This window comes from Rhizobium rhizoryzae (assembly GCF_011046895.1).
Lineage (GTDB): Bacteria > Pseudomonadota > Alphaproteobacteria > Rhizobiales > Rhizobiaceae > Neorhizobium > Neorhizobium rhizoryzae.
This window is the reverse complement of record NZ_CP049250.1, coordinates 204258-228808: the sequence shown is the minus strand read 5'-3', so window position 1 is coordinate 228808 and position 24551 is coordinate 204258. Positions and strand designations below refer to the sequence as shown.

General features: G+C 59.1%; 21 protein-coding genes and 1 tRNA gene. 12 read left to right on the top strand and 10 right to left on the bottom strand.

Features of this window, described 5'->3' with window-relative positions; translation table 11 throughout:
- Positions 1 to 18: 18 nt before the first annotated feature.
- Positions 19 to 2094, bottom strand: a complete 2076-nt coding sequence (locus tag G6N80_RS07410; RefSeq protein WP_165132699.1) for a DUF6538 domain-containing protein — start codon at positions 2092 to 2094, stop codon at positions 19 to 21.
- 158 nt (positions 2095 to 2252) lie between these two features.
- A tRNA-Gln gene (locus G6N80_RS07405) sits at positions 2253 to 2326 on the bottom strand.
- Positions 2327 to 2663: 337 nt separating this feature from the next.
- Between G6N80_RS07405 and G6N80_RS07400 the strand changes: the two genes are divergently transcribed.
- Together G6N80_RS07400 and G6N80_RS07395 are read left to right on the top strand one after the other, a co-directional pair.
- Complete coding sequence (locus G6N80_RS07400; protein ID WP_246718948.1) at positions 2664 to 4346, top strand: Ppx/GppA phosphatase family protein; 1683 nt, start codon at positions 2664 to 2666, stop codon at positions 4344 to 4346.
- On the top strand, positions 4343 to 5074 hold the full coding sequence (locus G6N80_RS07395) for an RlmE family RNA methyltransferase (protein ID WP_062553149.1): 732 nt from the start codon (positions 4343 to 4345) through the stop codon (positions 5072 to 5074). The genes G6N80_RS07400 and G6N80_RS07395 overlap by 4 nt, the downstream gene beginning before the upstream one ends.
- Positions 5075 to 5081: 7 nt before the next feature.
- Here G6N80_RS07395 and G6N80_RS07390 read toward each other — a convergent pair whose 3' ends face one another.
- Positions 5082 to 6491: an MFS transporter gene (locus G6N80_RS07390; protein WP_165136948.1), complete on the bottom strand. Its 1410-nt coding sequence runs from the start codon at positions 6489 to 6491 to the stop codon at positions 5082 to 5084.
- Positions 6492 to 6680: 189 nt separating this feature from the next.
- On the opposite strand from G6N80_RS07390, the gene G6N80_RS07385 reads away from it, so the two are divergent.
- The 6 genes from G6N80_RS07385 to G6N80_RS07360 all read left to right on the top strand — a co-directional run bounded on the left by G6N80_RS07385 (position 6681) and on the right by G6N80_RS07360 (position 12430).
- Positions 6681 to 7682, top strand: coding sequence for an MBL fold metallo-hydrolase (locus G6N80_RS07385; RefSeq protein ID WP_165132696.1), 1002 nt, complete (start codon positions 6681 to 6683; stop codon positions 7680 to 7682).
- 171 nt (positions 7683 to 7853) lie between these two features.
- On the top strand, positions 7854 to 9347 hold the full coding sequence (gene guaB, locus G6N80_RS07380; protein ID WP_062553146.1) for an IMP dehydrogenase: 1494 nt from the start codon (positions 7854 to 7856) through the stop codon (positions 9345 to 9347).
- 109 nt (positions 9348 to 9456) lie between these two features.
- A complete protein-coding gene (locus tag G6N80_RS07375) occupies positions 9457 to 9822 on the top strand; it encodes a hypothetical protein (RefSeq protein WP_165132693.1) in 366 nt (121 codons plus the stop codon).
- A 54-nt stretch (positions 9823 to 9876) separates the two neighbouring features.
- On the top strand, positions 9877 to 10296 hold the full coding sequence (locus tag G6N80_RS07370) for an MAPEG family protein (RefSeq protein ID WP_062553144.1): 420 nt from the start codon (positions 9877 to 9879) through the stop codon (positions 10294 to 10296).
- Between the two features lie 118 nt (positions 10297 to 10414).
- The gene (adhP, locus tag G6N80_RS07365; protein ID WP_165132690.1) at positions 10415 to 11443 is read left to right on the top strand and encodes an alcohol dehydrogenase AdhP; all 1029 of its coding nucleotides are present in this window, start codon (positions 10415 to 10417) and stop codon (positions 11441 to 11443) included.
- A gap of 138 nt (positions 11444 to 11581) precedes the next feature.
- On the top strand, positions 11582 to 12430 hold the full coding sequence (locus tag G6N80_RS07360; protein WP_165136945.1) for a dienelactone hydrolase family protein: 849 nt from the start codon (positions 11582 to 11584) through the stop codon (positions 12428 to 12430).
- A gap of 20 nt (positions 12431 to 12450) precedes the next feature.
- Here G6N80_RS07360 and G6N80_RS07355 read toward each other — a convergent pair whose 3' ends face one another.
- Complete coding sequence (locus G6N80_RS07355) at positions 12451 to 13407, bottom strand: LysR substrate-binding domain-containing protein (RefSeq protein WP_137135621.1); 957 nt, start codon at positions 13405 to 13407, stop codon at positions 12451 to 12453.
- Between the two features lie 184 nt (positions 13408 to 13591).
- Between G6N80_RS07355 and G6N80_RS07350 the strand changes: the two genes are divergently transcribed.
- Positions 13592 to 13879 carry a DUF1127 domain-containing protein gene (locus G6N80_RS07350; RefSeq protein ID WP_165132687.1) on the top strand — a complete coding sequence of 96 codons (288 nt, stop codon included), beginning with the start codon at positions 13592 to 13594 and terminating at the stop codon, positions 13877 to 13879.
- Between the two features lie 206 nt (positions 13880 to 14085).
- Here G6N80_RS07350 and G6N80_RS07345 read toward each other — a convergent pair whose 3' ends face one another.
- The 5 genes from G6N80_RS07345 to G6N80_RS07325 form a co-directional block, all read right to left on the bottom strand.
- A complete protein-coding gene (locus G6N80_RS07345) occupies positions 14086 to 14964 on the bottom strand; it encodes a DUF937 domain-containing protein (protein WP_062553141.1) in 879 nt (292 codons plus the stop codon).
- A 148-nt stretch (positions 14965 to 15112) separates the two neighbouring features.
- Positions 15113 to 16486, bottom strand: a complete 1374-nt coding sequence (locus G6N80_RS07340; protein ID WP_165132684.1) for a glutamate--cysteine ligase — start codon at positions 16484 to 16486, stop codon at positions 15113 to 15115.
- A 93-nt stretch (positions 16487 to 16579) separates the two neighbouring features.
- Positions 16580 to 17335: a 16S rRNA (uracil(1498)-N(3))-methyltransferase gene (locus G6N80_RS07335; RefSeq protein ID WP_062553139.1), complete on the bottom strand. Its 756-nt coding sequence runs from the start codon at positions 17333 to 17335 to the stop codon at positions 16580 to 16582.
- Between the two features lie 13 nt (positions 17336 to 17348).
- Positions 17349 to 18893, bottom strand: coding sequence for an inorganic phosphate transporter (locus tag G6N80_RS07330; protein ID WP_062553138.1), 1545 nt, complete (start codon positions 18891 to 18893; stop codon positions 17349 to 17351).
- Positions 18894 to 18959: 66 nt separating this feature from the next.
- On the bottom strand, positions 18960 to 19463 hold the full coding sequence (locus tag G6N80_RS07325; RefSeq protein ID WP_183898013.1) for an NUDIX hydrolase: 504 nt from the start codon (positions 19461 to 19463) through the stop codon (positions 18960 to 18962).
- A gap of 263 nt (positions 19464 to 19726) precedes the next feature.
- On the opposite strand from G6N80_RS07325, the gene G6N80_RS07320 reads away from it, so the two are divergent.
- From G6N80_RS07320 to glcF, 3 genes are read left to right on the top strand one after another with little or no spacing between them, the layout of a single operon-like run.
- Positions 19727 to 21178, top strand: a complete 1452-nt coding sequence (locus tag G6N80_RS07320) for an FAD-linked oxidase C-terminal domain-containing protein (RefSeq protein ID WP_165132681.1) — start codon at positions 19727 to 19729, stop codon at positions 21176 to 21178.
- On the top strand, positions 21175 to 22383 hold the full coding sequence (glcE, locus tag G6N80_RS07315) for a glycolate oxidase subunit GlcE (RefSeq protein ID WP_165132678.1): 1209 nt from the start codon (positions 21175 to 21177) through the stop codon (positions 22381 to 22383). The genes G6N80_RS07320 and glcE overlap by 4 nt, the downstream gene beginning before the upstream one ends.
- Before the next feature lie 3 nt (positions 22384 to 22386).
- Positions 22387 to 23676, top strand: coding sequence for a glycolate oxidase subunit GlcF (gene glcF, locus G6N80_RS07310; RefSeq protein WP_165132675.1), 1290 nt, complete (start codon positions 22387 to 22389; stop codon positions 23674 to 23676).
- A gap of 150 nt (positions 23677 to 23826) precedes the next feature.
- Here glcF and G6N80_RS07305 read toward each other — a convergent pair whose 3' ends face one another.
- Positions 23827 to 24519, bottom strand: coding sequence for a L,D-transpeptidase (locus G6N80_RS07305; protein ID WP_165132672.1), 693 nt, complete (start codon positions 24517 to 24519; stop codon positions 23827 to 23829).
- Positions 24520 to 24551 lie beyond the last annotated feature (32 nt).

Sequence of the window (24551 nt, the reverse complement as noted above, 5' to 3'; positions counted from 1 at the left end):
ATCATTTCCGCCTGGGCTTCACTTCTTGCCTTCTCGCGCCCATGGCGGCGGCTGCTTGTTCTCGATCCATGGCAGAAGTTGCAGCGGCTTCGGTTCGATGGTCGACGTAACGATCGGATAGTGCTTGAGGGCGCTGCGCATCAACGGAAGGCCAGCCGGATTTGTGTATCGCGTATTCGTTTCACTGCCCTCGCTCAATCGCCCGGAGATGTCATCGATCACTTCAGACGAGACGCCGGCCTGCTTCAGGGTGTCCGCCATCCCGTGGCGAAGGGCATGAATGGCTCGCTCCCACATTTTTTCGCCGAGCGCGCCCCGCATGATAGGGATGAAAGTGTCGTAGAAGCGGTCTCCCGGATCGTTATCCGTCTTATCCGAGAACAGGTCAGGGAAGAGAGCTTCGTAGCCTAGTCCCTTGATCGCCTGATAGTAATCGAGGAAGCCCAATCGGATCAATTCGTCGGGCATGGGCAGCAGTCGTTTTGATTGCGCGGTCTTCAATCGCCTGATGCCATTGTTGCGAAGGAGGATGACATATCCGTCTTCGTCCTTCGCAATGTCGTCGACGGAAAGTCCTGCGAACTCTTTGCGTCGAGGCCCCAGGTAAGTGAACAGGATCGGCAGATAATAAAGCGAATCATGGAAAACTTGGCTCCCCGGTTTTCTCCGTTTTCCGCGCAGATGATCCAGAGAGCCAGTGTAGACGGGGCTCGAGAAAATCGGAGCGATGTCTTCCGGCTTCGGTTTGTATTGCTGGTGGCGGATGTCTCCTGCTTTGGGCTTTCGTGGACGCAGGCCTTCAAAGGTCCAGTTTTCGATTTCGAACCCGTGGCCTTTCAGATGCTTCAGAAAGTGCTGTAGATTTCCGAAGTGCTTTCGGATCGTTGCCGGAGCCAGACCAACCTTCGCCTTGGTTCCTGAAATCTCCGCAGCCTTGCGCAGCTTGTCGCCTTCCACACGAAGTTCCGGCGCTGACATGACGCGCATCCTGCTGCTTCTACCCCAGTCCGTTGGAATGTGATTGAAGTGCTGGCGCAACTGTCCAATGTGATATTGTTCGATCTGCCCGGAATGCTCTACCCCATGCTCGATGAGCACCGACTTGAACATCCGAACCAGCGCCATGGCATCCCGCCCGGTTTCAGTTGTCCAATCCTCGCCCATGTTGTCGATGAGCTTCTCACACTCCTGCTCAAAGTCGGCAATAGGAACGACCCTCTGCTCGGCACTGGGAGCTTTCGGCTGTGCCGTGATTTTCTCCGGGCGCGGTGTGAGATCCAGATAAGCGACGCCCGGCTCTCCTGAAATGATCTGTAAAGCCGATAAGGACGATTGTTCATCGTGCCGCGTCGGCGGCTCAGGCGCTGCAGTTTCAGGAGCTAGAACCTCGGCAATCGGCGTGGTGGCTCTTTCGCCGCCCGTGAACTTGCTCTGGCTTTTATCGACAAGCTCGTGCCGCTCATCGATGTCGAGGAGGGCAGCAGCGCGACCCTCAAAGATCTTCGACATGGCGCGCTGACGATTAGCGACAGTGTCGTCGATTTCGAAATTGTAGATCAGTCGCCGGATGCCGTCTTCAAACCCCAGGCTGCGCGCGATGGCCAGTTCGCCCCGGTAGTTCGCCCTGATGGCGTCGATGTGCGAGATCGGGACACGATTGTTGAGGAGATAGGTTAGGCCCGCGCAACCGCTCTCCAGCGTCAGCTCCGTCCGGCTCCCAAACTTCGCGACGAGCTGACAGGCCCAACCGGCCTCGAGAGCGAGTTCCATCTCCTCGACATTCCCGCCACGGCCGTTGCGCCTGGCAAGCGTATTGATCTCATCGAGTCGCTCGAGTTCTTTGTCGCGCTCATGCTCGAACAGTTTCTGAAGCTGTTGCTTGGACATCATTTCCTTCGAGTTCAACTTCAATTCGGCCAGTCGCGTGTTGAGCTTCCGGCCAATGATCTGAGCATTTCTATGGTCGGAACAATGAAGGCTCAGTGAAAGGCGGCTACCGGGACCGCAGTTGATGAGAGCGGCCGGGACGCGTGGCCGCCAATAGAAGATGTTTCCGCGGCGGATCAGATTCTCGACTTCGTGGCGCACGGCCATGACGAATGCCCTGTCTTTGCCCGCAGCTTCGTCCCTCGCGCTTGAACGGCGTGGGCATCACCTCTGGGCACTAGTTTTGGGCATCAGGTCGCCGATGATGCCAAAACACTATCCGGCACGACTGGAAAATCAAGGAATTCAGGGCTTTTAGGGAGAATTGGCTGGGGAACCTGGATTCGAACCAAGATTAACGGAGTCAGAGTCCGCCGTTCTACCATTGAACTATTCCCCAATCGCAAGGGACAAAGCCCTTGGAATGGCGATGCAAGCTTTCTTTGGAGAAGAAGCCTGAGGCATTTTTGCCCCGCAACATCGTGAGCGCCCTTCTAACAGAATTCCGCACGTGATCAAGAGTGGTCGGCAAGTTTTTTGAGGAGAGCTGAAATTTTCCCGTGTGGTGAAAAATGCGCCGTCCATCGGGGAGCATTCTCGGCGTGATTTGCCTCTTCAAGCTTTCTGGATAAAGCCATTGGCGAATTCGCCAGAGGCTGTTATCCTGTTGCCAACGAAACGATTAACGCCGCTGCGGGCAAGCAATGCTCTGGGCGCGGCCATGGAATAAGACAGTGATGAACCCCGATAGCGGCGGAAAGCCGCCCGTAGGTGGTACGTCGGCAGATGGGCGACCCGGGGGTAAACCCCGCCGTCGCCGCAGGGCGAAACGGGGCGGCAAGCAGATTGCTGCGCCTGAAGGCTCGCGTGTACACGACGCGCAGGCCCGTTCTGAAGTCCGACGGCCGGAAACGCAGGAACAACTCCCCCCGCGAAAGCGAAAGCGCCGCCGTGCGCGTGGCAACGGCCAGTCTGGCGGATCGCCGGGCGGTAGCGCGGGTGCGCAGGCGGGCGCAGCCGCCCATGCCAATGCCGATGCTCAATCGGGGACGGACGCGACGTCGGCCAAGTCGGCTCACGCGGCAGGTCATGCACCAAATGCAGGCCGGCGCAAGGGGCGAGGCAAGAAGGCGCACCAGGCGCGTGGTCTGCAGGGGCGCCCGCTCGCCACGCAGTCGCATGGGCATGGAAAGGGCGGGGCGGGTGCGAAAGCGCCCCAGTCTTCTCCCTCGATGGCAACCACTGGCACAGCAAAGCCGCATCAGGCTAAAGGCGGCCATTCAAAGGGCCCGGCACACCTCAGGCATGCTTCCGATCAACCGGCACGCACGTCATCTGGCGGTGACCAGTTCGCGGACCAGCGCCGACGCTCGCAGGCCGATGATCTCTACGCGGCGCTCGATCTTGGCACCAATAACTGCCGTCTGCTGATTGCACAGCCAACGCGCCCGGGTCAGTTCCGCGTCGTGGATGCGTTCTCGCGCATTGTTCGTCTGGGTGAAGGACTGGCCGCGACCGGAAGGCTTTCCGACGAGGCCATGGATCGTGCCGTAGAGGCGCTCAAAATCTGCGCTTCCAAGCTTGCCTCGCGCCAGATCCGCAAGATGCGTTTGATTGCGACCGAGGCCTGCCGTGCCGCGGCCAATGGCGAGGATTTCCTTGAGCGTGTCACCCGCGAGACCGGACTGACGCTGGAAATCATCGATCGGGAAACGGAAGCGCGACTTGCCGTCTCCGGCTGCTCGTCGCTGGTCGGGCGCGAGGCGCGCTCGGTCGTTCTGTTTGATATCGGCGGCGGCTCGTCCGAAATCGCGGTCATCCGCATTCAGGATAATCGCTCCAGCCGTCTGGCCAACCATATCACGCATTGGACGTCTCTGCCTGTGGGTGTGGTGACGCTCTCGGAACGCCACGGTGGACGCGATGTCACGCCAGCCGTTTTCTCGGCCATGGTCGAGGAGGTTGAAACCATGCTGGCCGGTTTCGATTGCCCGAATTTCGGTGAAACCGACGGTCAGGAGCCGGATGCAGAATTCCACCTTATCGGCACCTCCGGCACGGTAACGACGCTTGCCGGCGTGCATCTCGATCTGCCACGCTATGATCGCCGCAAGGTGGATGGGCTCTGGCTGTCGGATGCGGAAGTCAGCGCGATGCAGGAGAAACTTCTGTCCTGGGATTTCGAGGGCAGGGCAACCAATCCCTGCATTGGTCCGGACAGGGCAGATCTGGTGCTCGCCGGATGTGCCATTCTGGAGGCTATACGCCGCCGCTGGCCATCGCGGCGCATGCGTGTTGCCGATCGCGGCCTTCGCGAAGGCTTGCTGACAGATATGATGGCGGATGATGGTGTCTGGCGCCGTGCGCGCGGACGTCGCGCTGAACATTCGGCCCGCAGTGCCGGGGAGACGCACAGATGACGAAAACACCGATCGGCCGAAAACTCGGTCAAAAGGTCAAGAAGGGCAAGCTCAAGGCCTCGTCCCGTCGATGGCTGGAGCGTCACATAAACGACCCCTATGTCCAGCGCGCCAAGCTGGAGGGATATCGCGCCCGTGCCGCTTTCAAGCTGCTGGAAATCGACGAGAAGCACCAGATCCTGAAGGGCGCTCGCCGGATCATCGACCTTGGCGCTGCGCCCGGCAGCTGGTCGCAGATTGCCGCGAAAGTGACTGGATCAACGGAAGAGGATGTGCGCGTTGCGGCCATCGACTTCCTCGAGGTCGCACCCATTCCGGGCGTCAAGATCCTGCAACTCGACTTTCTGGATGACGATGCGCCACGCCAGTTGATGGAAGCCGTTGGCGGAACGCCAAACCTCGTGATGTCCGATATGGCGGCGCCGACCACCGGCCACCAGAAGACGGACCACCTGCGCACCATGCATCTGTGCGAAGTGGCGGCCTATTTCGCTGTAGAAGTTCTGGCGGAAGGTGGACACTTTCTTGCGAAAACCTTCCAGGGCGGGACGGAGAAAGATCTGCTGAATATGCTCAAGCAGAATTTCCGGCAGGTCATGCACATCAAGCCGGCCTCATCCCGTTCCGAATCGGTCGAAATGTTCCTGCTGGCCAAGGGCTTCAAGGGCCGCAAGGCCGTTCAGGATGCAGACGACGCTGCAATCGAGGGCGAGACCGCTGAGGAGTAGCAGCGGTCTATTCGCCCGGTGCCTCTGCCTGATCGGCGGTTCTGATGCGATGGCCGGAGACGCTTGCGCCTGCATGGCGCGGTAGCGAGAGGATCGGGATGATCGAGCAGAGCGAGATCGCTGAAACGATCAGGAATGCCAGATGGAAATCCGCCAGTTGCAGATGCGTTCCTGAGATGTAGGAAGAGGTCTCCAGCACAAGCGCTGCAAAGGCAACGCCAAGCGCCAGGCTGACCTGTTGCATGACGGAACTGATGGAGGTTGCCTGGCTCGCCTCGTCATCCCCGATGTCCGAATAGCTCAGAGCATTTGCGCCCGTGAAGAACAGCGACCGCGCAAGGCCCGATGCGAACAGGAAAAACGTGATGATGAGCGGCGGGGTGTTTGCGTCAAACAGCGCATTCACGGCCGTCATTGCCGCGCCTGCGACGCTGGCGCTCATGAGTGCCGTTCTGAACCCGATAGCGGCAAAGGCACGTTTTGCAACAAACTTGACTGTCAGCGCGCCAGCGGCCCCGGCAAAAGTGGTGAGGCCCGATTGGAAAGGGGTCATTCCGAAGCTCAACTGCAACATCAACGGCATGAGAAACGGCACGGCGCCGGTTGCTATGCGAAAAAGCGAACCGCTGGTGGTCGCAGCCCGGAAGGCCGTGTTGCGAAAGATCTCCAGTTTCAGGATCGGGTTCGGGTGACGCCGCGAATGCAGGATGTAAAGCCCTCCGCAGAGCAACCCCAGCAGCGTCGTACCGATGCCGATCGCCGGCGGCAGAGCTGGAAGGCTGACGACAGATAGCCCGAACACCAGGCCTGCCGCTGCAACGGCGGTCAGAACGAAGCCGATCCTGTCCAGAGGTGGCGCTCCACGCGCAGGAATCTCCGGAAGATGCACGGAAGACAGCCAGATACCGATGATCCCGATCGGTACATTGATGATGAAGATCCAGTGCCAGGTGAAATAGGTGGTGATGAAACCACCGATCGGCGGGCCGGTCAGCGGGCCGACCAGTGCCGGAATGGTCAGCAGCGACATGGCCGATACCAGATCCTTACGGTCCGTCGTTCTGAGCAGAACGAGGCGACCGATGGGTGTCATCATCGCGCCGCCCATGCCTTGCAGGAAGCGTGACACGACGAAGCTGAAGACGGACGAGGAAATGGCACACATAATCGAGCCGATGACGAAAACGCCGATGGCCAAGCGAAAAATATTCTTCGCGCCGAACTTGTCCGCCATCCAGCCGCTGATCGGAATGAAGACCGCCAGCGACACCATGTAGGATGTCAGCGCCAGCTTGAGCGTGATCGGGCTGACGCCGAGATCCATCGCGATGGCCGGCAAGGCCGTCGAAATGACGGTGGAGTCCATGTGCTCCATGAACAGGGCTACGGCGAGGATCAGCGGTACGATGCGGTTCATGCGGTCACGCTCAATAAAGATTGTGTCACTCACTACGCCCCTCGCCATCGCCTCGCCAGTGCTTTCACGCGACTGTGAGCATTTTCACGTCTACGTGAGCGGAGTTTTCATTATCAATACCTCCATTATCTCTCGGTCCGGTCGCGCAATCACGACGATCCGCGATCATTGCACAGTTTGGAGGGATAGATGGCAGGATGGACATTTGGGCGGCGCGCACTTCTGGGCGCAACGGGGGCAGGCATTCTGGCGGCGCCGGCAATCATTTCAGGTCGCGCCTTCGCGCAGACCGCTCCTCAAGCATCGACGGATAAAAGCATGACGACACAATTTCCGCCGGAGACACACAGCTTCAAGCTGGGAGACTTCAAGGTATTTGTTCTGAAGGATGGGGCACGGCCCTCCGGCAAACCGAATGAGACCTTCGGCACCAATCAAAGCGCGGATGCTGTCGGCGCTCTGCTGGCAGAGAACTTCCTGCCGAAGGACCAGTTCGTGAATTCCTTCGCCCCGGTGATGATCGATACCGGAAGCGATGTCGTGCTGTTCGACACCGGGCTTGGTCAGGGCGGACGTGCACAGGGCACAGGCCGACTGCTGGAAGGCATCAAGGCCGTTGGCTACAAGCCGGAAGACGTGACGGTCGTCGTGATCACGCACATGCATGGTGATCACATTGGCGGCCTGATGGAAGATGGAAAGCCGGCCTTTGCCAATGCGCGCTACATCGCGGGCCAGGCAGAATATGACTTCTGGACCAATCCTGCCCGGGCGGGCACGCCGGCAGAAGGCGGCCAGAAGGGTGTTCTGGCAAACGTCAAGCCGCTGGCGGAGAAGACGAAGTTCGTCGGTGACAATGCATCCGTAACCTCCGGCATCACCGGCATGGCAGCCTTCGGTCATTCGCCAGGCCACATGATCTACAACGTCGAATCCGCGGGCAAGCGCCTGATCCTGACGGCAGATACGGCAAACCACTATGTGCTGTCGCTTCAGAAGCCGGAATGGGAAGTCCGCTTCGACATGGACAAGGCCGCAGCCGCCGCAACCCGCAAGAAGGTGTTCGATATGCTGGCGACCGACAAGGTCGCCTTCCTTGGCTACCATATGCCGTTCCCGGCGGTCGGCTTCGTGGAAAAGAAGGATACCGGCTACCGCTTCGTGCCGAAGAGCTACCAGTTCGACATCTGATAGCAGCCAGTTTTGATGGATCTGAAGGCGGGGTATCGGAAGAAGCCCCGCTTTTTGCTATTCCCATCCTGTCATAACCGTGTTACCAGCCCTCGCCAACTTCCCATTCCTGAAGAACGCTTCCGGTACCTCCCGCCGGGACGGGCTTCCTATATTGTAAGGAAATTGGCCATGGCTCGAATCATTGAATCCGCAACGGGCGCCGAAGCGCTGACTTTCGACGACGTGCTGCTGCAGCCGGGTCATTCCGAAGTCATGCCCGGACAGACGAATATAGCCACGCGCATTGCCCGCGATATCGATCTGTCGCTTCCGATCCTGTCGTCAGCCATGGATACGGTCACGGAAAGCCGTCTGGCAATCGCCATGGCACAGGCCGGTGGCATCGGCGTCATTCATCGCAATCTGACCCCTGTCCAGCAGGCCGAGGAAGTACGCCAGGTCAAGAAGTTCGAGAGCGGCATGGTCGTCAATCCGGTCACCATCGGTCCGGATGCCACGCTGGCCGAAGCTCTCTCTCTGATGAAGGCTCACGGCATTTCCGGCATTCCGGTGGTCGAGAACGGCGGTCGTCCCGGCCGGCTTGTGGGTATCCTGACCAACCGTGACGTTCGCTTTGCCTCCAATCCGAACCAGAAGATCTACGAGCTGATGACCCGCGAAAACCTCGTGACGGTCAAGGATGGCGTAGACCAGCAGGAAGCCAAGCGCCTGCTTCATTCCCACCGCATCGAGAAGCTGCTCGTCGTCGACAATGACGGGCGCTGCATCGGCCTGATCACCGTCAAGGACATTGAAAAGTCGCAGCTGAACCCGCATGCGGCCAAGGATGCGCAGGGTCGTCTTCGCGTTGCCGCTGCAATTTCGACCGGTGACGACGGTGTCGAGCGTGCCGAACGCCTGATCGAGGCGGGTTGCGACGTGATCGTCGTCGATACGGCGCATGGACATAGCCAGAAGGTTCTCGACGCCGTCGCACACGTCAAGAAGATGTCGAATGCCATCCGCATCATTGCGGGCAATGTGGCAACGGGCGAGGGGACGCGCGCGCTCATCGATTCCGGCGCCGATTGCGTGAAGGTCGGTATCGGTCCCGGTTCGATCTGCACCACGCGCGTTGTCGCAGGCGTCGGCGTACCCCAGCTCGCAGCGGTCATGGCGGCTGTCGAGGAAGCCAACAAGCACGACATTCCGGTTATCGCCGATGGTGGCCTGAAATTCTCCGGCGACGTGGCAAAGGCCATTGCCGCCGGTGCATCTGCCGTCATGGTCGGCTCGCTGCTGGCCGGAACGGACGAAAGCCCGGGCGAGGTCTATCTCTACCAGGGTCGTTCCTTCAAGGCCTATCGCGGCATGGGGTCCGTTGGTGCCATGGCGCGCGGTTCGGCAGACCGCTATTTCCAGGCGGAAGTGCGCGATACGCTGAAGCTCGTGCCGGAAGGCATCGAAGGTCAGGTTCCCTACAAGGGCCCGGTTTCGGCCGTGCTTCACCAGCTTGCAGGCGGCCTGAAGGCGGCCATGGGTTATGTTGGCGGCAAGGACATCAAGGACTTCCAGGAAAAGGCGACCTTCGTGCGAATCTCCGGCGCGGGCCTTAGGGAAAGCCATCCACATGGCGTGACCATCACGCGCGAAAGCCCGAACTATCCCGGAAACGGCGGCTGATAAATAAAATTGCATCGTTGCGGCAGGCGCCATTGCCAGCCGCAACGCCCTGATTATTCTGATGCCGCCCCATTCATCGCACGGGGCTTCAGGGGATCAGGGGAATACGATGAAAAGACTTATTGCAGTTGCAGTTCTGGCCGCTCTTCCGGCCTTTCCGGTGTTCGGCCAGACCGTCGAGGCCGGTACTTACGATGTGCGTGGAACCAATCTGGACGGCAGCAAGTATCAGGGTACGGCCCGCATCAAGCTGACCAGCGAAACAACCTGCTCGATCGAATGGAAAACAGGTTCGACATCGTCCACAGGCATCTGCATGCTCTACGAGAACGCGTTTGCTGCCTCCTATATCCTTGGCAAGGATGTTGGCCTGGTGGTCTACGAGGTAAAGGGTAATGGTGTGCTGGAAGGCGTCTGGACCGTATCCGGCGAAGATGGCTCTGGCACAGAGACGCTCCGTCTTCGACGTCAATAAGGATAGGCACCGGAAGCGGCCACGTATTGCGGGAATGCCTGGAAAGGAATGTGAATGATTTCGGATCAATCCATGATCTGGCCGATGTTTGCCCATGTCGTGCTTGTCTTCGTGCTCTACGTGCTTCTGTCACGCAGGCGCGTTGCGGCAGTCAAAGGTGGGCGGGCAACAGTGTCCCAGTTCCGCCAGAACCTGAGCGAGCCGGAAGACAGCCTGTTTGTGCATAACAACCTGAAGAACCAGTTCGAACTGCCGATCTTCTTCCATGTTGCCTGCATAGCGATCTACATTGTCAATGCGGATAATATCGGCACGGTCCTGCTCGCCTGGCTCTTCGTCATTTCCCGCTACGTGCATAGCTATATCCACATTTCCACGAACCGTATTGCCCATCGCAGACCAGCCTTCATCGTGGGCTTTGGTGCGCTGCTGATCATGTGGATCTGGCTCGCCATCTGGATGGTGCTGACCTGACAACGGGCACACACCCGCGGAGTTGAGGCAGATCAATAAGCCGATGCTCAATCTCATCTAGACAAGGTCCGGGCAATTCGACAGCCCGGACCTTTTCGTTTTGAGATGGAGTTTGATCATGGCTGAGACAATGAAAGCTGCCGTCGTGCGTGCCTTCGGGCAGCCGCTTGCAATCGAGGAAGTGGCAGTTCCGGAGCCGCGGCCGGGCCAGATTCTCGTGCAGTACATGGCGACAGGCGTGTGCCATACGGATCTCCATGCTGCTAATGGCGATTGGCCGGTCAAGCCGAACCCTCCCTTTATTCCCGGCCATGAGGGCGTGGGCTTCGTGGCCAAGCTCGGTGCCGGCGTGAAATCCGTGAAAGAGGGCGATCGTGTGGGCGTTCCGTGGCTGCACACGGCATGCGGTTGCTGCTCGCCCTGCCGCACGGGATGGGAAACATTGTGCGGCTCGCAGCAGAATACCGGCTATTCGGTCAACGGTACTTTCGCACAATATGGCCTGGCCGATCCCGCCTTTGTTGGAAAGCTGCCGGACAATCTCGAATTCGGACCGGCAGCCCCGATCCTGTGTGCGGGCGTGACTGTCTACAAGGGTCTCAAGGAAACGGAAGTCAGGCCGGGGGAATGGGTGGTCATCTCGGGCATCGGCGGGCTGGGCCATCTGGCCGTTCAATATGCCAAGGCCATGGGAATGCATGTTGTTGCTGCGGACATTTTCGACGACAAGCTGGCGCTGGCCAAAACCTTCGGCGCCGATCTGACCGTCAACGGCAAGGATGCCGATGCCATCGCGCAGGTTCAGAAGGCAACAGGTGGCGTTCACGGCGCATTGGTAACAGCCGTCTCGCCCAAGGCCATGGAGCAGGCCTATGGTTTCCTGCGCTCCAAGGGCACCATGTCGCTCGTCGGGCTGCCGCCGGGCTTCATATCCCTGCCTGTGTTCGATACTGTGCTGAAGCGAATCACCGTGCGCGGATCGATCGTCGGCACACGGCAGGATCTGGAGGAAAGCCTGATGTTCGCGGGCGAAGGCAAGGTCGCCTCGCATTTCTCCTGGGACCGGATCGAAAACATCAACGTCATCTTCCACCGCATGGAGGCGGGCAAGATCGACGGACGCATTGTTCTGGATCTAACAACCTGATGCTCACGTAGAAGTGTATGCGAAGACAATAATGAGCGGCTGTCTGGTCGCTCGACTTGTTCCATCTTCTTCGCATTACGACAAAACGGAGGAAGAGCAGTGACCGAAGAAACGGGCAAGCCGAACATCACGCAGGCCATGATCGACGCCTACGATGAATACACCCATCTCAGTCTCGACCGTCGGAAGTTCATGGAAAGGTTGACGGTCCTTGCAGGATCTGGCGCAGCCGCGGCAACCATCGCTCCCATGCTCGCGGCAAACAGCGCGCAGGCCGCCATGGTGGCTGCGGATGATAGCCGTGTTGCCGGTCAGGATGTCACCTATCCCGGTGCCTCGGGTGAGATGAAGGGCTATCTCGTCACGCCGAAATCCGCTTCCGGCCCATTGGGATCTGTCATTGTCATCCATGAAAATCGCGGCTTGAACGAGCATATTCGTGATGTCGCCCGCCGCGTCGCTGTCGATGGCTTCGTGGCACTTGCGCCGGATTTCCTGTCTCCGCAGGGCGGCACGCCGTCTAATGAGGACAAGGCCCGCGAGATGTTCAGCACGCTCGACATGGCCCAGACCGTTGCCAATGGTGAGGCCACACGAGCATTTCTCGCCAAGCGTCAGGGCGCCAATGGCAAGGTGGGTGCGGTCGGTTTCTGCTGGGGAGGCGGCCTGGTCAATCGCATGGCCACCAAATCACCGGAGTTGAACGCAGGCGTCGCCTATTATGGCGCGCAGGCACCGGCAGCCGATGTTCCTGCCATCAAGGCACCGCTCCTGCTGCATTATGCCGGTCTCGATGAACGGATCAATGCCGGGATCGACGCCTACAAGAACGCACTGACGGATAACGGCAAGACATTCGAGATCTTCATCTATGACGGCGTCAACCACGCCTTCAACAATGATTCCTCAGCCGCCCGCTACGACAAGGCGGCAGCCGATCTGGCCTGGAGCCGCACGACAGCCTTCTTCAAGAAGTATCTGGCCTGATCGCTGCTCATGGTGCCCGGTTACCAGCCGGGCATCATCGGTATGCTGCGCAAGCGTGTTCCGCTCCGGCCAAAGGGCTTGATTTCCGCGCCATCCACCTCATCGGCAGCCACCGTCGACGAGATATTGTCGAGGCATGCGGTGATGTGATCCGTGATCGCCGTCATCAGCGAGGTCGAGAGACCGGGGCGTTTCATCAATCCGATCTGGACCGGGGGCAGGGGAGGAAAGCCATCCGCCTGCGTCAGAACCTTCATGCCAGGGCGAAGGGCCGATTCCGGCAGCACCGAAACTGCCATGCCTGCCAGTACAGCGGCAGCGACGACAGTCGAAGACCAGCTTGTGAACAGGATCTGATAATCGCGCCCATCCGCATCCAGCGCCGAGCAGGCGAGTTGTCGCCAATTGCAATCACGCCGTCCAACAGCCAGTGGCACGGGCGCGCTGTCCCGCAACGGATGATTGGCCGATGCCACCCAGCAAAGCGGCTCGGTCCGCACGACATCCGATTGGCGCGCACGTGGATTATGGGTCACGAGCGCAATGTCCAGTTCGCCCCTAGCCATCTTCTCGGCCAGATCGACGGAAGGCTCGCAGACGATGTAGAGCTCGACATTCGGATGGGTCTTGGCAAAACGTCCGATGATTTCCGGCATATAGCGATCGGCGTAGTCATCCGGCGTACCGATGCGCAAGGTGCCTTCAAGACGGTTGTCGTCAAATGCAGCAATAGCTTCGTTGTTGAGGCGAATGATGCGGCGCGCATAGTTCAGAAGCTTCTCACCTTCGGCGGTGAGGCGGTTGCCTCGTCCATCCTTGGTGAAGAGCTGCTTGCCGACGCGCTCTTCCAGGCGTCGCATCTGCATGGAAACCGCACTTTGCGTCTTGAAGACACGGTCGGCCGCCTTCGTGAAACTGCCCGCGTCGACAATTGCGACGAAGGTATGCAGCTGGTCTATATCCAAAGGTGCTGACATCGGCTTTATCCATCAGGTTCTCTGATGTTAATCATTAGAAACATTCGTTGGACTGATCAATATGAATTCGGCGATAACTGCATCATAGCAAAGCGACATTGACCTCCAACGCCGCAAGACGCTGTCACTCCTGTACGACCGTGCAGGAGCGTGCTCCCTCGTGCCGAATCGAAAGGATATTCCCATGCGCACGACCGACCGGACCTTTACCCCTGCAATGGCTACGGCTGGCAAAACCGAAACACGCTTTTTTGCCACGGCTGTGTCCTGGGTCAAATCCGTATTGAACGGTCTGCGCAATCGACAGGCACTGGCAGCCATCGCAGAGCTTGACGAAGTCCATTTGCGAGACATCGGTTTGAATCGTCGTGATGTCGACCATGCGCTTGAAAAGACGAGCCTGTTGCAGGATCCGTTCACGCTCTTGCCGCCCGCTCCCCGTCAGCGTGGCAAATTTTCAGCCGCAAGGTGACGAGCCTTTCGACAGGCTGAGTTTGAACTTCAGGTGGCTTGCCCCGCCACCCAGGCATTCCGGATCAGATGATCCACCTCCCGTCTGTTCGGAATGCTCCAATTTGAGTTTTCCCCGCAGGGTACGCCAATACCCCTGCCCCTTGCCCGGCCGGTATGCCCACCTGCCGGGCCTTTTTATGCTATGGAACGTGGTATCGATCTGACTCAGCCGTCGCTCTTGCTCGGCTCTGCAGTTGCACCGCGCCGATAGCCTTCTATCAGGGCTTCCATATTCTTCTGGTAGGCTTTCTGAACCTCAACTCCTGTATCGAACATGGAATTCAGCATCGAACGGAAAGCTTCGCTATCCGGCTTGGGTGCTTCTGCCTGTGGCTTCGGCTGTGCGGCTTCCTCGGCTGGCTTGGATTGCAATCCGCCGGTCATCATGTCCTGAAACGCTTTGGCGAAAGGGTTGTCGAGGAAGGGATTTCCGGTCGTCTGCGCTTTCTGTTCCTGCTGCTTGTCCAGTCCCCAGAAGCTGCGCACAGCCTGAAACATCGGATTATCCAGAGAGAAGGGGTCAGCTTGCGGCTTGGGCTTCGGCTGAAAACCGATTGCCTGTAGCCATTGCTCGCTCATACGGGTCATGGCGTCCGGGGAGAAGGCATTGTTCGGCGTCATCTGGCCGCTCATCTGCTTGAACAGGCCGCCCATCAACGTGTCTGCCATGGCAGGCATCATCTGCTTCAAGACATCCTGCCCGATACCGGTCAGTTGCGCGGCCTGCTGTGCCACGGCCCGGGAAACTTCCTTGGAACCGAAGAGCTTCTCCAGCACGGCATTGCCATCCATCATGCCCTGTGGAGTAAAGGCCTTGCTCACATCCTCGAAATACTTGCCGTAATTCCCCGAATACATGGCGCTCATCAGAGAGCTCATATCGTAGGGATTGGCACTCGACCGTTTGAAACCGGAGGAGAAGGCAGGCAGCAGTGCCGCCATGGCCTGCGCCGTCTGTTCCTGCGCCAGATTGAACTGTTTGGCCATGGCATCCATGGCTGCACCGTTCTGCGCTCTCATGATCATATCGAACAGCGGCAGCATTCTGTGGCTCCTCTCTGGATTGTGCTTATGAACGCACTATAGCGCATCCCGCAAAGTCTGCAGCGGTTTTCGGAGACAATTCAGAGAGAAAGCGGAAGGGGCAAGGCCCCTCCCTGATCGTCAAGAACCCATCGTCAAACGCTTATGGTCAGTACTGGTATTCGTCGAAAACCGGGTCGACCGATCCATTCCAGCGTCCGTTGAAGAGAACGAGCAGTTCTTCCGCAAGAACACGTTTCTTCGCCAGAATTTCTTCAAGCGGCTGCAGGAAGATGCTTTCATCCTGACCATCGCCGTTCAGGCGAGCACGCCGCTTCAGGCCATCGGTTGAAATTCGTACGATCTCTCGTGCCGTCTCCATCAGCGGATGTCCGGCAATCTCGGCCTGAAGGCCCGCTGCCGGAACCGCATCGCGAAGCGCCTGCACCGCCTCGAAGTTCCAGCCGGCGGTCACGTCCTCGGCAGCCGCCATGGCGGTGTCATCGTACAGCAAACCGACCCAGAAGGCGGGAAGCGCGCAAATGCGACGCCATGGGCCACCATCGGCACCGCGCATTTCCAGGTAGCGCTTCAGCCGCACATCCGGGAACAATGTCGAAAGGTGGTTGGTCCAGTCGCCCATATTGGGTTGCCAGTCCGTGACCTCGCCTTTCAGGGCGCCATTCATGAACTGGCGGAAGGTCACGTGGGTGCAATCATGATAGCGACCGTCGCGCACGATGAAATACATCGGCACATCCAGCGCCCATTCCACATAGTCTTCGAAGGTGAAGCCATCGCCGAGAGCCTTGGGCAGCAGGCCGGAGCGCGCATTGTCGGTATCGCGCCAGATCTCGCCGCGCCAGCTTTGCAACCGGTTCGGCTTGCCTTCCGTGAAGGGTGAGGATGCAAACAGGGCTGTGGCAAGCGATTGCAGCTGCAGCGAAAGCTTCATCTTCCGCGCCATGTCGGCCTCGGAAGAGAAGTCCAGGTTCACCTGGATGGTGCAGGTGCGATACATCATGTCCAGGCCATGACGTCCCACTTTCGGCATGTAGCGCGTCATGATGTCGTAGCGGGATTTCGGCATGCGTGGCGTCTCGGCCAGCGTCCACTTCGGGCTTCCGCCGATACCGAGGAAGCGGATGCCCATCGGCTCCGCTATCTCGCGCAGGACAGCAAGGTGCTGGTTGGATTCACGACAGGTCTGATGCAGGGTCTCAAGCGGCGCACCAGAGAGTTCGAACTGCCCGCCCGGTTCGATTGATATGGCGCCCATGCCGGACTGCTCGCCCAGGCCGATGATGTTGTCGCCATCCATGATCGGTTCCCAGCCTAGCTTTTCCTGCATGCCTTTCAGCAGGGCGGAAATGCTGCGATCACCGAAATACGGAACGGGACTGTTATCCGCCCGGAAGAACGCAAACTTTTCATGCTCGGTGCCGATCCGGAAATCGCTTTCCGGCTTGCAGCCCTTTGCCAGATAGTCGGCCAGTTCAGCCGTAGAGGTCAGCGGTGTGCTATCGGTAGTGTCACGGGCCATGGGAGACCTTGTTCAATGAAATTGCGGATGGGATTCCGATGATGGCTGCTTGAACCGGATCTTTGATCGGTGCAAGTGAATTTCTTTTGCAAGTCAGATTGAATATGCGCTGGATGACCAATCACCAATTGCAGCCTGAACCACGGCAAGCGCTGCAACGGCTGCCGTATCCGCCCGCAAGATTCGCGGACCAAGCGGAATTGCGGTGACGTAGGGGAGGGTGCGAAGCCATTGGCGCTCCTCCTCGGAAAAGCCGCCTTCCGGACCCACGAGCAGTGCCAGCTTGCGTTCGGAAATTCCGGAAAGGACGGGCAGGGGGTTCTGGCTTTCCTCGCCCTCATCGCAATAGATGATGCGGCGGTCCTTCGGCCAGGTTTCCAGCAGATCGCGCAGGCGAACAGGCGCGCAAACCTCCGGCACGGAAAGAATTCCGCATTGCTCTGCGGCTTCCACGACATTGGCCTGCAAACGATCCAGATTGGTGATCTTGCCCTGGACATGCTGTGTCATGACCGGCTGAAGCAGGCCTGCGCCCATCTCGACGGCCTTCTGCACCAGATAGTCCAGCCTCCCCACCTTCAATGGTGCGAAAAGATAATGAAGATCCGGCAGCGGTGTCTGGGGCCGCGTCTGCTCCACAGGCGCCAACAGCAGTTTCTTGCGGCTGGGAAGAACCAGCTTGGCACGCCATTCGCCATGTGCACCATCGAAGATCAGCACGTCGTCATCGGCCTGCATGCGCAGCACGTTGACGAGATAATTGTACTGATCGGACGTGGCCTCCAGTTCGGCGCCAGCCGAAATGGCAGAGGAAACGAAGAGTCTTTGCATGCGAAAGTTGGCGCGCATCGGGAATGCCTGTTCAGCCTAAAAACCGCAACATAAGCATCACGACGCCACCTGCAAGGGCAGCCGACAGCGGAACCGTGATCATCCACGCGGCCAGAATGCTCAGCAGGTGCGATCGGCGCACCAGTCGTCGGCGCCGTTCTTCAGCCTGGTTGACATCTCGGGGAGGCTTGCCCGGGGCGACCTCGGTCATCCCCTGTTCCTGGGCAGTCAGGGAAAGATAGGTCTGTCTCTGCGCAGACCGGCGAATGTACCATTCGCGAAACAGCCCGACACCGAAGACTGAGCCGACAGCGATGTGCGTTGAACTGACAGGAGCGCCGATGCTGGAGGCTAGAATGACGGTCACCGCGGCCGAAAGGGCAACGCAGTAGGCCCGCATCGGATTGAGCTTGGTGATCTCCTTGCCAACCAGATTGACCAATCGTGGTCCGAAAAGCAGGAGACCAAGGGCGATTCCCAAGCCACCGATCGTCAGTTCCCAGAGAGGTACGGACTGCACTTCGAAATTCGGTGATCCTTCCAGGGCAGAAACGATGGCGGCCAGCGGTCCGATTGCGTTGGAAACATCATTTGCGCCATGCGCAAAGGATAGCAGCGCGGCGGAAAAGATCAGTGGAATGCGAAACAGCACGCGCAGGGACTGGTTACGATTCTCAAGTCCTTCCGCGCTTCTTGCAATCAGAGGGTGACTGATCATCCAACCCAGGACTCCTGTCACGAAACCGATCCCCAGCATGACGGACATAGGCAGGAAGACGATCTCGTTTGGCAAGACGATCAGGATATAGGTGGTGAAGCTGCCAAGCATGAGGGCAATCAAAAGCGGCACCCAGCGCCGGGCCGCGGCAATTTTGTCGGGCGTGTAGATGATGAACGTCTTGATGAAGGCAAGCATGGCTACGGCGATCAGAGCGCCAAGGATCGGAGACACAACCCAGCTGACCGCGATGCCGCCGAGCACGGACCAGTTGACGGCATTCACCCCCGCAGCCGCGACCCCGGCGCCCAAGACACCACCCACGATCGAATGGGTGGTCGAAACCGGTGCGTTGATCCAGGTCGCGATATTGATCCAGGCGGCTGCGGCAATGAGGGCTGCTATCATGATCAGCGACAGTTGAACCGGTCCCTGCACCATGTCTGGTCGCACGATGCCGGTCGCAATTGTCCGCACGACATCGCTGCCGGAGATCAGCGCGCCCGCGATTTCGCAGATGGCCGCCAGCACGAGGCCCGTCCCGATGCTCATGGCACGTGCGCCAACCGCAGCGCCAATATTGTTGGCAACATCGTTTGCGCCGATATTCATGGCCATGTAGGCGGCAAGCGCAGCAGCCAGGACAATGAGAATACTTTCCGGATGGCCCGTCATGGCGCCGACTGCCATCAGCATCGCTGCGACGAGAAAAAGAAACGCCGCACCGGGAGCGGCCAGCCTGCGCCCGATATGGCGCGAGGCGTCCTCGACAAGGTTGATCTTCTCCAGATCCTTGTCCAGCGTTGCCTTGCGCGACGCCTTCCGGCGGTTCGCCTGTGTTTGGTCAGGATTGTTCACGCAGCCTCAAACCGCCATCTTTGTATTGCCGATATAATCAGCGGTCTTTGGCAGACGGTTGACAATTTAGCGACCGACAGCCTTGAGCGACGAACTCACGCGGTGATCGGGATGATTTCCGAAAGCAAGGATAAGGTTGCGCAGTTCCGGTTCCTGAACGCGCGAGGCTGCCGTCTGGCAGTCGACCCACTCCAGATCGCGAACACCTTTTTCCTTGAAGTTTTCCGCCATTGCGTCGACCCGTAGCGGGTGGACCTGAACGCGCACGGGAACTTTCAAGCCGTTCTTCAGCTTTTTGAGATATCCAAAGTGGCCAAAGGCTTCCTTTTCGGCGGTGCCGCGCACCCCGGCTTCCTCTAACGCTTCACGCTCGGCAACGGCATGCGCCTTCTTGCCTTTCATTGGCCAACCCTTGGGGATGACCCAGCGTCGGGTTTCGCGGCTGGTCAGAAGCAGGATCTGGAGCCCATGGATGGAATCGATCCGATAGCAAAGTGCGGCATATTGCTGACGCGGCGGGCGCCGCATCATCAGCAGAATGTTTTCCGTTATGCGATCGAGCAGACTCACTTTCCGACATCTCCTTCCTGCGACCGATTATGACGCAAGAATCAGCCCTTGCACAGCTGTTCAACAGAAATAAAACAATAGTCCTGGCCCATGCCCTTCGTCTAGAAACAGATTTTAGGGGCGATAAGTTGCACGAGCCTTAACCGGTCACCACCATTGCAGGCATCGGGTTTCAGATAAGTCTGCTTTGGCAGCGGCTCAAGCTTGATGCGCCTACACGAAAGTGAGAGGAATGCGATATTGACCAGATGCGGGAGGCAGTCTTGTCTGATGTGATTTCGTTTCTTCAGCCGCGCGAAAAGGTGCTGGCTCGCCGTTCCACCATCATTGCGGATCTGGCGGATCTGCTCCCGGCCGATTGCCTTGTGCATGAGCCGCGCGAACTTGTTCCCTTCGAAACGGACGCGTTCGTCGCGTATCGTCGTCTGCCGCTGGCCGTCGTTTTGCCTCACAACACCGCCCAGGTGGCAGCTGTCCTGAAATACTGTCATCGTTATGGCGTTCCTGTCGTGCCGCGGGGGGCTGGTACCTCCTTGTGTGGCGGGGCCATTCCGCAAGAGGACGCGATCGTCATCGGCCTGTCGAAGATGTCGCGAATTCTCGAAGTCGACTTTGCCAATCGCACGGCCACCGTGCAGGCGGGGGTCACCAACCTGTCCATTTCCGATATGGTCGGGCCAGAAGGTTATTTCTATGCTCCCGACCCGAGCTCGCAGCTCGCCTGCACCATAGGCGGCAACATCGCCATGAATTCCGGCGGTGCCCACTGTCTGAAATATGGCGTGACGACCAACAATCTCCTGGGCGTCAAGATGGTGCTGATGGACGGCACGGTCATCGATCTTGGCGGCAAGCATCTGGATAGTGCCGGTTACGATCTTTTGGGCCTCGTTTGTGGATCGGAAGGCCAGCTTGGTATCGTGACCGAGGCAACGGTGCGCCTGATTGCAAAACCGGAAGGGGCGCGTCCGGTGCTATTCGGCTTCACGAGTTCCGAGGAGGCCGGGGCCTGTGTGGCAGATGTCATCGGGGCGGGGATTATCCCGGTGGCAATCGAATTCATGGACAAGCCAGCCATCGAAATCTGCGAGGCCTTTGCCAAGGCTGGCTATCCGCTGGATGTCGAAGCCTTGCTGATTGTTGAAGTGGAGGGGTCCGAAGCCGAGATGGAGGCCATGTTGGCCAGCATCGTTGAGATTGCCCGTCGCCACGGCGTCAAAACCGTGCGGGAAAGCCAGTCAGCCACCGAGGCGGCGCTGATCTGGAAAGGCCGCAAATCTGCCTTTGGCGCAACCGGACGCATTGCTGATTATATCTGCATGGATGGCACGGTGCCGCTTAGCCAGCTTTCCTATGTCCTGAAGCGTACGGGTGAAATCGCTGAAGGGTTCGGCCTGCGTGTCGCCAATGTCTTCCATGCGGGGGATGGCAACATGCATCCGCTGATCCTGTTCAATGCAAACGATCCCGTTGAGGCGGCCAAGGCGGAAGCTGCCGGCAACGAAATCCTGAAACTGTGTGTTGATGCAGGCGGCTGCCTGACCGGAGAGCATGGCGTTGGCATCGAGAAGCGGGATCTGATGCTGCATCAATACACGCGTGCGGAACTTGATCAGCAGATCCGCGTCCGGGAAGCCTTTGACGGTCAATGGCTGCTCAATCCCTCCAAGGTCTTCCCGCTTGACGGACGGCCACAGACTGCCGGTGCCGCATGAGCCTTCTTCTGGTCCCGACGCGTGAAGACGAGGCGGCGGATATGATCCGCGCCGCCGCCGAAGCAAAACGCAGTCTCGCAATTTCTGGCGGCAATACCCGCAGCGGCTTCGGTCAGCAGGTCGAAGCACAGGGCGTCCTCCGTTCGGCCGGACTTTCCGGCATTGTCGCTTACGATCCGGCAGAAATGGTTGTGACCGCACGCGCTGGAACGCCGGTGGCCGAGATAGAAGAGGCGCTTGCCGAAAACGGCCAGATGCTGGCCTTCGAGCCCATGGACCATCGCCCCGTCATGGGCACTACAGGTGAGCCGACAATCGGCGGCATTTTTGCGACCAATACGTCCGGTCCCCGCCGTTTCGTTGCCGGTGCGGCGCGCGACAGCCTTCTGGGCGTCCGCTATATCAATGGTCGCGGCGAGGTTCTGAGAGCCGGTGGACGGGTGATGAAGAATGTCACCGGGCTTGATCTCGTCAAACTGCTGGCCGGTTCGTTCGGGACACTGGGCTTTCTGACCGAGGTTACCTTCCGCGTCCTTCCGCGCCCGCAGGACCAGCGCACCATCATTCTCTCTGGACTTGACGATGGAGAGGCCACTCGCGCCATGGCGATTGCCATGAGCCTGTCGGTCGAGGTTTCAGGTGCGGCACATCTGCCGGAAAGCGTTAGGGGCCGCTTCCTGAACGCCACTCTGCCGGACGGACCCGCAACGGTTCTAAGGCTCGAAGGCCTTGCCGCATCGGTGGCCGTGCGTGCCGAAAAACTGATCTCGACGCTGCAATCTCTTGCGCCCATCAGCCAGTTGGATGCCGAAGAAAGCCGCGTTCTCTGGCAGGAAATCCGCGATGTCAAACCCTATGCCGATGGCACGATGAAGCCCTTGTGGAAGGTCTCCGTCGCGCCCACCAGCGGTTTCCAGCTGGTCGCGGCCCTTCGCTTGCGGGCGGGGATCGATTGCTTCTACGACTGGCAAGGTGGCCTTTTGTGGATGCGCATGGAATCCGAGCCGGAAGGAGAACTCGTGCGTCACGTCATGCATCAGATCGGAGGCGGTCACGCGACGCTTGTTCGGGCAAGCGTTGACATGAGGGCAACAGAAAACGCGTTTGAGCCCTTGCCCGCAGCGGTTCTTGCGCTTCAGGCGAGGATCAAGAGCCAGATGGATCCAGCCGGCATTTTCAACCCGGGCAAGATGGCAAGAGGCTGAGCGATGCAAACCAATTTCACCGCCGAGCAGCTTGCCGATCCTCATGTGGCAGAATCCGAGGCCATTCTGCGCCGCTGCGTGCATTGCGGCTTCTGCACGGCGACCTGTCCCACCTATGTGACGCTGGGTAACGAACTGGATAGTCCGCGCGGACGGATCTACCTCATCAAGGATATGCTGGAAAACGGTCGCGCCGCCGATGCGGAGGTCGTCAAGCATCTGGATCGCTGCCTGTCCTGTCTTGCCTGCACCACGACCTGTCCCTCGGGCGTGGACTACATGCACCTGATCGACAACGCTCGCGTGCATGTGGAAAACACCTACCGCCGCCCGCTGGTCGACCGGTTGATCCGCAATGTTCTGGCCTTCGTTCTGCCATATCCTTCGCGCTTTCGCGCGGCGCTGAAACTTGCCCGGATAGGCAAACCCTTCGGTCCATTGCTTGGCCGCTTCTCGCCGCTGAAGCCGCTGGCTGCCATGCTGACCCTTGCACCTGCCACTCTGCCGCAACCAATTCCTCAGCAATCCGGGCCGTCTGCCGTGGCGAAACGGGGTCGCGTTGCCATACTGGCCGGATGCGCCCAGCCGGTTCTTGATCCGCGCATCAATGAGGCAACCGAGCGGCTTCTCACCCGACTTGGTGTGGAGATTGCCCGCCCGAAAGGGGAGGGGTGTTGTGGCGCGCTGGTCCACCACATGGGTCGCGAAGAGCAGGCGCTGGATTTTGCCCGCCGCAATGTGGACGTGTGGATCGAAGAGGTCGAAAAGCGTGGCCTCGATGCCATCATCATCACTGCATCCGGCTGCGGCACGACCATCAAGGATTACGGCCACATGCTCCGGCTTGATCCTGCCTATGCGGAAAAGGCCAGACGGGTTTCAGCGCTGGCTAAAGACATTACGGAATATCTGGCCATGCTCGATCTGCCAAAACAGGAGAGCCGCGGCTTGACCGTGGCTTATCACTCCGCCTGTTCGATGCAGCACGGTCAGAAGATCACGTTGCAGCCGAAGTCGCTCCTGCGCAATGCGGGTTTCGCGGTGCGCGATCCGGCGGAAGGGCATCTGTGTTGTGGTTCTGCCGGAACCTACAACATCCTGCAGCCGGAGATCTCCGCCCAGTTGAAGGCGCGCAAGGTGAAGAACATCGAGGCGACGAAGGCCGACATTATTGCCACCGGCAATATTGGCTGCATGACCCAGATCGCCAGCGGCACGGCCATGCCGATCGTCCATACGGTGGAGCTTCTGGATTGGGCCTATGGCGGCCCTAAGCCGGATAAATTGAGCTAAAGCGTGTCGCGCAAAAGTGTGCCGCGGTTTTGCGGTAACGACACGCGATAAAACAGAGACTTAAAGCGTCAGGAGCGAATCTGAAAGATCGCGACACGCTTTAGCCAGGAATGCTGGCGGTCGCTAAAAAACGCCGCCAGCATCCAGAATTCAACCGCCAAAGATCGTGCGCAGGATATCGATGCCACGATCCTCAAAGGCGACAGCACCCTGCTTGTTGCCCGGGCCGATGACGATCACCTTCGCGCCAATCTGGGCACGGGAATAGAGATGCTCGACATCCTTGTTCATCATGCGAATGCAGCCGGATGACATGTTGAGCCCGATGGTCCAGGGCTGATTGGTTCCGTGGATGCGGAAAATCGTGTCGCGGCCACCCTTGTAGAGATACATGGCGCGGGCACCGAGCGGATTGTCTTCACCGCCCTTCTGTACAACAGGAAGATGGTGACCCTTGCGGGCCTCACGGGCAATCATTTCCTTAGGCGGGCGCCATTCCGGCCATTCCTCTTTCCGGCCGATCTTGACGATGCCGGACCAGCCGAAACCTTCGCGACCAACGCCGACGCCATAGCGGATGGCGCGGTCATTGCCTTCGACGAGGTAGAGGAACTTGTTGTTGGTATCGATGATGATCGTACCCGGCGCTTCCGTCGTCGCCAACCGGACGACGCGCCTCTGGAACTTCTCATCCGGTTCGCGACGCTGCGCGACGAAGGTCACGTCGCTGGACCGTGTCGCAACCGATTGCGGACCGCGCGTGAAGGCCGATGCCGTGTCGACCGATCCGATCATCGCGCTGGCCGCGAGTGCAAGCGCCAGGCGCCTCTTGAAAACTGCCATTCCCCATCCCCCGATTTGAGTTTTCTCAATTG

What these genes read in the sequence shown, in the direction of transcription:
- G6N80_RS07395 (WP_062553149.1), top strand. Translation starts at nt 4,343, where the DNA reads ATGACGAAAACACCGATCGGCCGAAAACTCGGTCAAAAGGTCAAGAAG.
- G6N80_RS07305 (WP_165132672.1), bottom strand. Translation starts at nt 24,519, where the DNA reads ATGGCAGTTTTCAAGAGGCGCCTGGCGCTTGCACTCGCGGCCAGCGCG.
- G6N80_RS07350 (WP_165132687.1), top strand. Translation starts at nt 13,592, where the DNA reads ATGCGCACGACCGACCGGACCTTTACCCCTGCAATGGCTACGGCTGGC.
- G6N80_RS07345 (WP_062553141.1), bottom strand. Translation starts at nt 14,964, where the DNA reads ATGCTGCCGCTGTTCGATATGATCATGAGAGCGCAGAACGGTGCAGCC.
- glcE (WP_165132678.1), top strand. Translation starts at nt 21,175, where the DNA reads ATGAGCCTTCTTCTGGTCCCGACGCGTGAAGACGAGGCGGCGGATATG.
- adhP (WP_165132690.1), top strand. Translation starts at nt 10,415, where the DNA reads ATGGCTGAGACAATGAAAGCTGCCGTCGTGCGTGCCTTCGGGCAGCCG.
- guaB (WP_062553146.1), top strand. Translation starts at nt 7,854, where the DNA reads ATGGCTCGAATCATTGAATCCGCAACGGGCGCCGAAGCGCTGACTTTC.
- G6N80_RS07355 (WP_137135621.1), bottom strand. Translation starts at nt 13,407, where the DNA reads ATGTCAGCACCTTTGGATATAGACCAGCTGCATACCTTCGTCGCAATT.
- G6N80_RS07370 (WP_062553144.1), top strand. Translation starts at nt 9,877, where the DNA reads ATGATTTCGGATCAATCCATGATCTGGCCGATGTTTGCCCATGTCGTG.
- G6N80_RS07390 (WP_165136948.1), bottom strand. Translation starts at nt 6,491, where the DNA reads ATGAACCGCATCGTACCGCTGATCCTCGCCGTAGCCCTGTTCATGGAG.
- G6N80_RS07360 (WP_165136945.1), top strand. Translation starts at nt 11,582, where the DNA reads ATGATCGACGCCTACGATGAATACACCCATCTCAGTCTCGACCGTCGG.
- G6N80_RS07400 (WP_246718948.1), top strand. Translation starts at nt 2,664, where the DNA reads ATGAACCCCGATAGCGGCGGAAAGCCGCCCGTAGGTGGTACGTCGGCA.
- G6N80_RS07335 (WP_062553139.1), bottom strand. Translation starts at nt 17,335, where the DNA reads ATGCGCGCCAACTTTCGCATGCAAAGACTCTTCGTTTCCTCTGCCATT.
- G6N80_RS07340 (WP_165132684.1), bottom strand. Translation starts at nt 16,486, where the DNA reads ATGGCCCGTGACACTACCGATAGCACACCGCTGACCTCTACGGCTGAA.
- G6N80_RS07385 (WP_165132696.1), top strand. Translation starts at nt 6,681, where the DNA reads ATGGCAGGATGGACATTTGGGCGGCGCGCACTTCTGGGCGCAACGGGG.
- glcF (WP_165132675.1), top strand. Translation starts at nt 22,387, where the DNA reads ATGCAAACCAATTTCACCGCCGAGCAGCTTGCCGATCCTCATGTGGCA.
- G6N80_RS07410 (WP_165132699.1), bottom strand. Translation starts at nt 2,094, where the DNA reads ATGGCCGTGCGCCACGAAGTCGAGAATCTGATCCGCCGCGGAAACATC.
- G6N80_RS07375 (WP_165132693.1), top strand. Translation starts at nt 9,457, where the DNA reads ATGAAAAGACTTATTGCAGTTGCAGTTCTGGCCGCTCTTCCGGCCTTT.